Here is a 10,909-nt window from a genome sequence, read left to right as displayed (position 1 = left end):
GGCATATCGACGCCGTCGAGGGCCTCGACGGCGACGGCGTGCTGCCTGCGGGCCTCTTGCGAGGTCCACTCCCGGCCGCCCGCCTCCTCGATCAACGCCGCCCTGGTCGCGAACTCTTCCTCCGAGAAGGTCTCGAAATCATTGCTTTTCGCGTCGGCGGCGAGCAGTTGGCCGAGCCGGGCCGAGGCGGGACCGCCCGCGGCGAGCGCGGCGACGACCGGCAGGGACTTCTTGCGCTGGCGCAGATCGCTCCAGGTCTGCTTGCCGGTGGCCTCGGGATCGCCCCAGATGCCGAGCAGATCGTCCACCGCCTGGAAGGCCAGGCCGAGATGGTGGCCGTACGCCTCCAGCGTGTCGGCCGTACGGTCGTCGGCGCCGCCGAGGACCGCGCCGATGGAGACGGCGCAGGCGAGCAGGGCGCCCGTCTTGTTGCCCTCCATCTCCAGGCACTCCTCAACGGTGACCCGCTCGCGGTGCTCGTAGGAGATGTCCTGGGCCTGACCGTCGATCAGCTTGCGGGTGGCGGTGGTCAGCCTGCGGGTGGCCCGTCCCGCCTCCGCGGTGCCGATCTCCAGCAGCACCTCGTTGGCGAGCGCGAAGAGCGCGTCGCCGACGAGGATCGCCTGCGCGGGCCCGTGCACCTTCCAGACCGTGTCGCGGTGGCGGCGCTGCTCGTCGCCGTCCATCAGGTCGTCGTGCAGCAGCGAGAAGTTGTGGACCAGTTCGACGGCGACCGCGCCGGGGATCCCCGTCTCGGGCGCCGCGCCCGCCGCTTCGGCGGAGAGCAGCGCGAGTGCAGGGCGCACCGCCTTGCCGCCGTCGCCGTCGGCGGGCCTGCCCTCGGCGTCGATCCAGCCGAAGTGGTAGGCGGCGACGGTGTCCATCGGCGTGGCGAGCCGGCCGACAGCGGCGCGCAGCACCGGAGCGGACAGGCTCCGTCCCCGCTCCAGCAGCGCGTAGACGTCCGCGGTGTCGACAGCCGGATTCACCGGGGGCACGGTCGGCACGGTCTCTCCTCTTGTTCCAGTACTCGTAGGTGCAGTACTCGGGCTCATGCCGCCTCCTGCAAGGGGTGTCGATAGGGGCGGCCGAGCTGGGCGAGAGCGGCTCCCGCGGCGCTGAAGCCGCTCCGTACGGCACCCTCCATCGTCGCGGGCCAGCCGGTGGCGGTCCATGCTCCGGCCAGGTACAGGCCGGGTGCGCGGGTTCGGGCGCCGGGACGGAGTCTGCCCACACCGGGGGTGGGCGCGAACGTCGCCGTCCGTTCCCGGGTGACGAAGAAGTCCCGTACCTCCGCGCCGCGCGCGGCGGGCAGCAGGCGTTCCAGCTCGGGGAGATAGCGTGCGCGCAGCTCCGCCACGGGCGTGTCGATCTCGTCCTGGGCGGCCGACTGGGAGAGCGCCAGATACTGGCCGTCGGGGAGTCCGGAGGCGTCGGTGCGGTCGAAGACCCACTGGACGGGACTGCCCAGCGCGGCGAAGAACGGCCGGCGCAGCACCTTGCGGTCGTACACGACATGGACGTTGAGGATCGGCGCGGTGCCGATGTCGAGCAGCCGGTCGGGATCCTCCAGCGCTCCGTGGGGCAGCAGGCCGTGGGCCTCGCGCTGCGGTACGGCGAGGACGACAGCGTCCGCGTCGAGCGGTTCGCCGTCCGCGTCGACACGCCAGCCGCCGTCCGCCGCGCGGGTGACCGCGCCGACGCGGGTGCGCAGCTCGGTCCTCACCCCCGCGGAGTCGAGGGCCTTGCGTGCCAGCGTGTCGTGGATGTCGCCCAGCGGGACACCCGCCCAGCCGATGTCGGCGGCGCCGGGCTCGGAGAGCAGCCCGGTCTTGAAGACCATCGCGGCCAGTCCCATGGAGGCGTGCGGCGCGGTGGCGTTGAGCGTCGCCACGCCGACGAGGTCCCAGAGGGCCTCGATGGTCCTGGCCGACTGTCCGTGCCGGCCCAGCCAGGTGGCGAAGTCGATGCCGTCCAGGGCCGGATCGGCGGGATCGAGCCGCTTGAGGGCGAGCGCGGCACGCCCGACGGAGGCGCGTTCGGCGAGCGAGAGATGCGGATAGGCCGCCAGTCCCGCGGCCAGATGCAGCGGTACGGGCAGCGCGTTGCGCCGCAGCCGTCCCAGCCGGGGGCCGCGCGGGCCGCCGACATCGAGGACGGGCACGTCCAGCCGGCGCTGGAGCGGTGCGAGCGCGGCGCCGTCCACCCGGTCGAGGAACCACTGATAGGCCGTGCAGCAGCGCAGATACACATGCTGGCCGTTGTCCACGGTGAGATCGCCGCGCCGGAAGGAGAAGGCGAGACCGCCGAGCCGTGGGCGCCCCTCGACGAGCGTGACCCGCACTCCGGCGTCGGCGAGCTGGAGCGCGGCGGTGGTGCCGGCGAGCCCCGCGCCCACCACCACGGCGTGGCGGGGCCGCGCGTCGTCCGCTGTGGTCATGCGCGTCCCCCTCCGGCCGTCGCAGTCAGGGACGCGTCATCCCGACCCGGGGTTGCGAGAACCCGGCACGGATGTGCGGGGACGAGGAAGAGGGGGAGCCGTGCGATCCGCCGCATCAGCCGCGCCTCCTGACGCTCTGCCGTGAGATGTGCCGGGCGTCGAGGCCGGAGAGTCCGCGCACGGCGACATACGCCTTCTCGTGTCCGGGCAGCGAGACCCGGCCGCGCAGCACGGCCTCGGGGTCGCGTTCGATACGGTCGAGCAGCCGGCGGTAGATGCCAGCCATGGCCGCGACACAGGCGCCGCTGCGCCGGTCGAGCATCGGCAGGAGACGGTAGCCCTCGGCGAACAGGGCGCGGGCGCGGCGGACCTCGAAGTGCACCAGACCGGTGAAGTCGGAGCCCGGGGGCGGCGTCGCACTGTGGAAACCGGTGGAGCAGCCGAACTTGGCGAGATCGTCGGAGGGCAGATACGTACGGCCGTTGGCCGCGTCCTCGCGTAGGTCCCGGAGGATGTTCGTGAGCTGGAGGGCGAGTCCCAGCGTGTCGGCGTACTCGACGGCGCGCTCCGCTCCCGGCGCGTCGGGGCCGGGGCCGAACACGCCGAGCGACACCCGGCCGATGGCACCCGCGACACACCGGCAGTAGACCTTGAGGTCGTCCCACGTCTCGTAGGTGTCGCCCCGTACGTCCATCAGGACGCCGTCGATCAGCTCGTCCAGCCCGCCGAGCGGTACCGGGAAGCGGCGGCTCGCGTCGGCGACGGCGACCGCGACGGGGTCCGTGTCGTCCTCGGCCACCTCGCCCGCCCTGACTCTGCCGAGCAGGGCCCGGGTCTCCTCGAGCCGTCTCTGCTTGGCCTCGGGGGCGAGCGTGCCGTCGCCGATGTCGTCCACCCGCCGGGCGAACGCGTACATCGCGGACATGGCCTGCCGCTTCTCGGTCGGCAGCAGTCTGATGCCGTAGGCGAAGTTACGGGCCTGCTGCCCGGTGACGGCCTCGCAGTAGCTGTAGGCCGCCAGTACCGGCGCGGACATGGGTGTCTGTCCCTCCACGTTCCGGCTCACCCCTCTCTGTGCGCTCTTCGCAAGACAGCTCCCACTTCGCGCAGCAGACGTGGCTTGGTGGGTTTGGGCGGTCCGGGGAGCACATCGTGCCCGGCAGCCGCGATCGAAGCGAGGGCGGCGCGCCCTCCGGCCACAAATCCGGCGAGCAGCAGCCGGAGCCTGCCGTGGACGCTACCCACCAGCGGGGTGCCTTCATTCAGAAGCTGCCGCGCGCGTTCCGCCTCGTACGCGACCAGGGTGCGCACCGAGGCGTTCCCGGTGGGGGCGGCCAGGTCGGCCTCGGTGACATGGAAGCGCTTCATGTCCTCGGCGGGCAGATAGATCCGGTCGCGGCCGAGGTCCTCGGTCACGTCCTGGAGGTGTTCGACGATCTGGAGCGCCGTGCAGACGGCGTCCGAGAGACGGACGCGCTCGGGAGAGTCGGTCCCGGTGATGCGCAGGACGAGCCGTCCGACGGGATTGGCGGACAGCTCGCAGTAGGCGAGGAGGTCGTCATAGGTCTCGTACCGCCGCACCAACTGGTCCTGCCGGTTCGCCCCGACCAGCCCGAGGAACGGTTCGGGAGTGAGCCCGCGGCTGCGTACGGTCGGGATCAGCGCGCGCAGCAGAGGATGGCCCGGAGCCGGGCCCGCGGGGTCGAAGACCCGTCGCAGATCGGTCTCGAACGCGTCGAGGACGGCGAGGCGGTCGTCGGCCCGCTCGGGGCGGACCCCCAGATGGCGGAGATCGGCGCCGCCGGGAGCGAGGTCGCCGTCGCCGATGTCGTCGACGAGCCGGGCGAAACCGTAAACGGCCATCAGATCGTCGCGCCAGGCGCGTGGCAGGAAGAAGGGCGCCACCGGAAAGTTCTCGTCGGTGGCCTTGTCCAGTGTGGAGCGTGTGGTGGCGTCGGAGCGCGCCCGGGAAGTGCCCATCACTGCCGGCTGCCCGGCACGGGGACGGCGGAACCCTCACAGAGCTGGAGATTTCCCGTCATTGCCGTCACATCTCCCGTTCTACACTGCCGACCCAATACATCCTATTTCGGACACGCCGCCCGTCCTTCCGAGTAAAGAAGGCCGCCGTCTCGCGGACAAGGTGCCCAGCGGGTATCGCCCCACTTGCTGCGAATCAGCACCAGCACAGCTTACGTTGTACAACTAAGAGGACCACTTCGGGGTGTTGCGCGCATTACAAGAACGCTGCAATGCGGACCAACCTTCCCCGTGGGCACGCGACTTGACCGTCCTTGGGCGATCGGCGGCCTATTGCCGCACGTCGCGAGCGGGCCGTGGCGCGCGAGCGGGCCTCCGCCGGAGCCGTCCGGCGGAGGCCCGGGGCCCGTCGTCCGGATCCCCGCCGGGCTACTTGCCCGTCTCCTTCTCGTACGCCTTGATGACCTCGTCCGTCGGGCCGTCCATCAGGAGCTCGCCCTTCTCCAGCCAGAGCACGCGGTCGCACGTGTCCTTGATCGACTTGTTGCTGTGGCTGACGAGGAAGACCGTGCCGGCCTCCTTGCGCAGTTCACGGATGCGCTCCTCGGAGCGGATCTGGAACTTGCGGTCGCCGGTGGCCAGCGCCTCGTCGATCATCAGGACGTCATGGTCCTTGGCGGCGGCGATGGAGAAGCGGAGCCTCGCGGCCATGCCGGAGGAGTACGTCCGCATCGGGAGCGTGATGAAGTCGCCCTTCTCGTTGATGCCGGAGAAGTCCACGATGCCCTGGTACCGGTCCCGGATCTGCTCGCGCGTCATGCCCATGGCCAGCCCGCCGAGAATGATGTTGCGCTCGCCGGTCAGGTCGTTCATCAGTGCCGCGTTCACACCCAGCAGCGAGGGCTGGCCGTCGGTGTAGACCTTGCCGCTCTCGGTGGGCAGCAGCCCGGCGATGGCACGCAGCAGCGTGGACTTGCCTGATCCGTTGGTGCCGATCAGACCGATCGCCTCGCCGCGGTAGGCGGTGAAGGAGACTCCCCGGACGGCATGGACCTTGCGGACTCCGCGCGCCTCTCCCTTGCCCCGGCGGAGCATACGGCTGAGCGCGGCGGTGGCACTGCCCTTCCCGCCGCCTCCGCCGTTGACGCGGTACACGATGTGCACCTCGTCGGCGATGACCGTGGGGATGCGTCCCTGCTTGTTGTCGTCAGCCACGCCCGTACCGTTCCTCGGCCTTCCAGAAGTACACGAAGCCGGCGACTCCGAGCAGCACGGCCCACACCAGCGCGGCGAACCAGACGTGCGCGGGGAGGTTCGACGAGCCGTACCCGTCGATCAGCGCGTGCCGGACGAGGTCCATGTAGATGGCGGCGGGGTTGTACTGGAGGATGTCCGCGATCCAGGCCGGCTTGTCCTTGAGCATCACCGGGATGGAGAACATCACGCCCGAGGCGTACATCCACGTACGCATCACGAACGGCATGAGCTGCGCGAGGTCCGGGGTCTTGCTGCCCAGCCTCGCCATGATCAGCGCGAGACCGGTGTTGAAGAAGAACTGGAGCACCAGCGCCGGGATCACCAGGACCCAGCTCAGCTTCGGATAGCTGCCGAAGGCAACCGCCACCGCGATCAGAACGATCATCGAGTACAGGAGCTGCTGGAGCTGCTGGAGCGAGAAGGAGATCGGCAGCGAGGCCCGGGGGAAGTGCAGGGCCCGTACGAGCCCCAGATTGCCGGAGATCGCGCGGACCCCCGCCATCACCGAGCTCTGGGTGAAGGTGAAGACAAAGACACCGGTGACCAGGAAGGGAATGAAGACTTCCTGGGGGATGCCCTTCCTGGTGCCCAGGATCAGCCCGAAGATCAGGTAGTAGACCAGGGCGTTCAGCAGGGGTGTCGCCACCTGCCAGAGCTGGCCGAGCTTGGCCTGGCTGTACTGGGCCGTGAGCTTCGCCTGCGAGAAGGCCAGGATGAAGTGGCGCCGGCCCCAGAGCTGCCGGACATAGTCCCGCAGACCGGGCCGGGCGCCGCTCACGGCCAGGCCGTACTTGGCGGCGAGCTCCGCCGGGGTCAGACCGTCGTCGGACGACGGCGGGGCGCTCACGGCGATCGCGCCCTCTTGGGTTGTGTCACTCACAAGTTGAAACTTTCGTCTTCAAGATGCGCAGCCGGACGGGCACAAGCACGGAAGGCCAGGCCCCGGGAGTTGGGAGTAGCCCCGATGCTCTCAGATCCGAAGCTTGTCAGATGACAGCCGGTGGGCCCAGCCGGGCCTTCTGCGTGATGATCATCGCGCCGATCCGCACAGTGCTCACCTCAGCCGGCTCGACGCCAGGATGGAGATGAGGTGCAGCACGGTCTGGACGACGGCGACACCGGCGAGGACCGCGATACCGAGCCGGGTGAAGAGCAGGTCTCCCCGCAGCGTGTCGAGGACGGCCGCCACGAGGATGAGGAGACTGGCCTCGATGCCGCCGACGAGCCGGTGGAACTTGAGCATGGCCGCGGCCCTGCGCGCCAGTGCCAGACCCGAGGAGCGGGGCACGGAGGCCTCGTCCCTGACGGCGGGCAGACCACTGCGCTGCCGGGCCACATCCACCAGATCGGTCTCGGCCTTGATCAGGATCGCGCCGAGGGCGGCGAGCGTGCCGAGGAAGGCCCACTGCCAGTGCGTGGTCGCGCCGTCACGGTGGAAGACGTCCGCGCCGCGCACACCGAAGCCGATCAGCAGGGCGGCCTCGCAGAGATAGTGGCCTATCCGGTCCAGATAGACCCCGGTGACGGAGGTCTGTCTGCGCCAGCGGGCCACCTCGCCGTCGACACAGTCGAGCAGCAGATAGATCTGGAACAGGACCGCCGCGAGAATCGCGCCGGTCAGTCCCGGTACGAGCAGCACGGCACCGCCGGCGACCCCCACCACCACCATGAGACAGGTGAGCTGGTTGGGCGTGATCCGGGTGTTCACCAGGTACGGATCGATGTGCAGCGAGATCTCCCGCATGTACAGTCGCCCGGCCCAGTGCTCTCCGCTGCGCCGGTCCTTGATTCCCTCCGGGTGAACGACCGGGCGGAGTTCAGCTACTGATGGTCTTGGCATAGTCGGCGTACGCGTCCCTGATCTGGTCGGTGGACAGGTCGAGGTGTTCGAGGATGGTGAAGCGGCCGGGACGGGTCTGCGGCGCGTAGGCGACGGCCCGTACGAACTCCTCCGGGGAGAAGCCGATCTCCTCGGGCAGTACGGGCAGCCCGTGCCGGTGCAGCACCTCGGTGATGAGCTGCGACTCCTCGTGGGCGCCGCGCAGATACATGGCGAAGGCGGCGCCGAGGCCGACCTGCTCGCCGTGGAGCGCGCGGCGCTCGGGATGGAGCAGGTCGAAGGCATGGCTGATCTCGTGGCAGGCGCCCGACGAGGGACGGGTGTCTCCGCTGATCGACATGGCGATGCCGGTGAGGACCAGTGCCTCGGCGAGGACGGTGAGGAACTCGTCGTCCCCGGCGCCGCCGGGGTGGCGCAGCACGGCCTCGCCCGCGGTACGGGCCATGGCGGCGGCCAGTCCGTCGACCGGCTCGCCGTGGATCCCGTGCGAGAGCTCCCAGTCCGCGATGGCGGAGATGTTGGAGACCGCGTCGCCGATGCCGGAGCGGATGAACCGGACCGGGGCGTCGCGGATGACATCGAGGTCGACAACGATCGCGATGGGTGTGGGGACACCGTAGGAGCCGCGGCCGTTGTCGTTGTCCAGGGTGGACACCGGGGAGCAGAGCCCGTCGTGCGCGAGGTTGGTGGCGACGGCGACCAGCGGCAGGCCCACCCGGGCCGCCGCGTACTTCGCCACATCGATGATCTTGCCGCCGCCGAGGCCGACCACCGCGTCGTAGCGCTTGCCCTTGATGCCGTCGGCGAGCCGGACCGCGGAGTCGATGGTGCCGTCGGCCACCAGATACCAGTCGGCGGCGGTGAGCACCGGCTCCAGCCGGCCGCGCAGCGCCTGCCCCGAACCGCCGCTGACCGCGATGGCGACCCGGCCCGAGCTGGAGATCCGCTGGTCGGCGAGGAGACCGGCGAGATCCTCCAGGGCGCCGGGCCTGATGTCGACCACGACCGGGGACGGGATGAGCCTGGTCAGTACCGGCACGCGATCTCACGGCCCTTCGCGAGGTCGTCGTGGTTGTCGATCTCCACCCACGGGATGTCGCCGATGGGCGCCACGTCGAGGGTGAAGCCGCGGTTCACCAGTTCCTGGTAGCCGTCCTCGTAGTAGAGGTCCGGGTCCCGTTCGAAGGTGGTCCGCAGGGCGTCGGCGAGATCCGCGGCGGCCTCGGGCTCGATCAGGGTGACTCCGATGTACTCGCCGGTGGCGGCGGCCGGGTCCATCAGCTTGGTGATCCTGCGCACTCCCTTGGTGCCGTCCGCGATGACCTTCATCTCCTCGTCGGCGAGACGCTTGACCGTGTCGAGGGCGAGGATGATCCGGCGCTCGGCGCCACGGGCGGCGAGCAGCGTCTCCTCGACGGAGACCGGATGGACGGTGTCGCCGTTGGCGAGGATCACACCGCTCGTCAGGACGTCACGGGCGCACCAGAGGGAGTAGGCGTTGTTCCACTCCTCGGCCTTGTCGTTGTCGACGAGGGTGAGCTTGAGACCGTACGCGCGCTCCAGCGCGGCGCGGCGTTCGTAGACGGCCTCCTTGCGGTAGCCGACGACGATCGCGGCCTCGGTCAGGCCGACCTCGGCGAAGTTGCCCAGCGTCAGATCGAGGACCGTGGTGGTCCCTTCCCCCGCCGGGTCCACCGGCACGAGGGCCTTCGGAAGCGTGTCGGTGTAGGGACGCAGACGCCGTCCGGCACCGGCGGCCAGTACGAGGCCGATCATGCGGGTTCTCCTTCGTCATGTACGGCGGGGGCTCCGGACGACACCCAGAACCGGATGGACTCCGCGAGCACGACCAGCGCCACGGCAGCCGCGAGCGCCGTCAGGGCCAGGGGAAGGCCGGTGCGCCCGGTCACGAGAACCGCGGTGAGAGCGGTCACCACGAGCGTGCGTCCCTCGTGCCCGCCGACCGAGCGGACGAGCCATCCGGGCGGCGCGCCGGAGCCGCCGCGGATGCGGTACACCGTGTCGTAGTGATGGTAGGCGACGGCCGCCACCAGACCGAAAGCCGCGGGCAATGCTCCGTTCACCTCGGAGCGGGCGGCGAGCACCAGGACCGTGCCGTACTCCGCCGCCCGGAACACCGGCGGTACGAGCCAGTCCAGCGCGCCGCCGAGCGGGCGGGCCACGGCGAGGCCCGAGGTCAGTACGTACAGCACAGCGGCGAGGACCGGCCAGACGCTGTCGAGGGGCGCGAAGGAGGCGGTGGCGACGACCGCGGCCCCGCCGAGAAACGCGGCCAGGAACGGTGACGCGCCGGGGAGCCGGCGGACCGGGCGCCGCAGCAGCCGGGCGGTCCCCTCGGCGAGCGGGCCCGAGTCGGCGAGATCGGCGAGGGCCCGCGCGGCGCGTCCGGTACGGACGGCCTCGCGGGTCACCGAGCGCAGCACCCGGCCGGCGGTGGTGTAGCAGGCGGCGAAGGCACAGCCGACGAGCAGCGCGCAGAAGACGGTCCGAGGCGTGGTCAGGGCGGTGAGCACGGCGATCATCGCCCAGCGCTCGCCGATCGGCAGCACGATCATCCGGCGTACCCACACCGTCCAGCCGACGCTGTCGAGCCTGCTGGAGAGCGCCGTGGTGGGAGTGCCCACCACGGCCTTCCCGGTGGCATGGGCGGCGGTGGAGTCGGCGTTCGCCTCGTTGAAGGCGAAGTCCACGACATGCCGGCAGGTCTGGAGGACCATCGCGGCCAGCGCGAGCGCCCATACGTCGTCGCCGCCCCGGGCCGCGCCGAGCGCGAGGCCCGCGTAGTACGCGTACTCCTTGGCGCGGTCGAACGTCGCGTCCAGCCAGGCGCCCATCGTGGAGTACTGGAGCGAGTAGCGCGCGAGCTGCCCGTCGGTGCAGTCCAGCACGAAGGAGAGGAGCAGCAGCGCGCCGGCCGCCACATAGCCGCCGCGGGTGCCGGTGGCCGCGCAGGCCGCCGCGATCAGCGCGGTGATCAGGGACGCGGTGGTGACCTGGTTGGGAGTCAGGCCCCGGCGCGCGCACCAGCGGGCCAGATGGCGGGAGTACGGGCTGATGCAGAAGGTGGTGAAGAAGCCGTCGCGCGCCTTCACGGCGGAGCGCAGCCGTACGGCCTCGTCGTCCACGGCCGCGACAGCGGTCCCGGCCCGTTCCCGGGCGTCCGCGTCGGCCGGTACGGCGGCGACGAGCGAACCGAGCTCCGGGCGGTGGACGGCGGTGCCCCCGGCGTCGAGCGCGGCGGCGACCTGATCGGGAAGGGGCTCGTCCAGGGCGGTGACGGTGTCCCCGGAAGGCGGTCCGGTCTCGGGCTCCCCGGCCTCGGAGGCGGTGGCGGTCCGGGGGTGGGGGGCTCCGGTCCCGGAGGTTCCGGT

At 70.9% G+C, this 10,909-nt stretch carries 10 protein-coding genes; all 10 read right to left on the bottom strand.

Translation table 11 applies throughout. The features are described 5' to 3' along the window. Window positions 1–1,055: polyprenyl synthetase family protein (locus BFF77_RS13810; RefSeq protein ID WP_211280228.1), on the bottom strand; the 1,055-nt coding region annotated here is incomplete at its 3' end. Beyond that, window positions 1,052–2,440: a hydroxysqualene dehydroxylase HpnE gene (gene hpnE, locus BFF77_RS13805; RefSeq protein ID WP_066948525.1), complete on the bottom strand. Its 1,389-nt coding sequence runs from the start codon at window positions 2,438–2,440 to the stop codon at window positions 1,052–1,054. The genes BFF77_RS13810 and hpnE, both read right to left, overlap by 4 nt. 115 nt (window positions 2,441–2,555) lie before the next feature. After that, entirely contained in the window at window positions 2,556–3,506 is a 951-nt protein-coding gene (gene hpnD, locus BFF77_RS13800) for a presqualene diphosphate synthase HpnD (protein ID WP_211280227.1), read from the bottom strand. Beyond that, window positions 3,503–4,420 carry a squalene synthase HpnC gene (hpnC, locus tag BFF77_RS13795; RefSeq protein ID WP_066948523.1) on the bottom strand — a complete coding sequence of 306 codons (918 nt, stop codon included), beginning with the start codon at window positions 4,418–4,420 and terminating at the stop codon, window positions 3,503–3,505. The genes hpnD and hpnC overlap by 4 nt, the downstream gene beginning before the upstream one ends. A gap of 429 nt (window positions 4,421–4,849) precedes the next feature. Continuing rightward, window positions 4,850–5,635 carry an ABC transporter ATP-binding protein gene (locus BFF77_RS13790; RefSeq protein WP_066948520.1) on the bottom strand — a complete coding sequence of 262 codons (786 nt, stop codon included), beginning with the start codon at window positions 5,633–5,635 and terminating at the stop codon, window positions 4,850–4,852. Beyond that, window positions 5,628–6,557 carry an ABC transporter permease gene (locus BFF77_RS13785; RefSeq protein ID WP_066948517.1) on the bottom strand — a complete coding sequence of 310 codons (930 nt, stop codon included), beginning with the start codon at window positions 6,555–6,557 and terminating at the stop codon, window positions 5,628–5,630. Before BFF77_RS13785 ends, BFF77_RS13790 begins: the two co-directional genes overlap by 8 nt. Window positions 6,558–6,731: 174 nt before the next feature. Continuing rightward, window positions 6,732–7,517 (bottom strand): CDP-alcohol phosphatidyltransferase family protein, encoded by a 786-nt coding sequence (locus BFF77_RS13780; protein ID WP_211280226.1) that lies wholly within the window; start codon window positions 7,515–7,517, stop codon window positions 6,732–6,734. Continuing rightward, a complete protein-coding gene (locus BFF77_RS13775; protein WP_066948512.1) occupies window positions 7,495–8,556 on the bottom strand; it encodes an iron-containing alcohol dehydrogenase family protein in 1,062 nt (353 codons plus the stop codon). The genes BFF77_RS13780 and BFF77_RS13775 overlap by 23 nt, the downstream gene beginning before the upstream one ends. After that, entirely contained in the window at window positions 8,544–9,293 is a 750-nt protein-coding gene (locus tag BFF77_RS13770; RefSeq protein WP_066948509.1) for a phosphocholine cytidylyltransferase family protein, read from the bottom strand. The genes BFF77_RS13775 and BFF77_RS13770 overlap by 13 nt, the downstream gene beginning before the upstream one ends. Next, a partial coding sequence (locus BFF77_RS13765; RefSeq protein ID WP_107422153.1) for a DUF5941 domain-containing protein occupies window positions 9,290–10,909 on the bottom strand: 1,620 nt, incomplete at its 5' end. The genes BFF77_RS13770 and BFF77_RS13765, both read right to left, overlap by 4 nt.

The organism is Streptomyces lushanensis (genome assembly GCF_001700515.1).
GTDB classification, from domain to species: domain Bacteria; phylum Actinomycetota; class Actinomycetes; order Streptomycetales; family Streptomycetaceae; genus Streptomyces; species Streptomyces lushanensis.
This window is presented reverse-complemented; position numbering and strand designations above follow the sequence as displayed.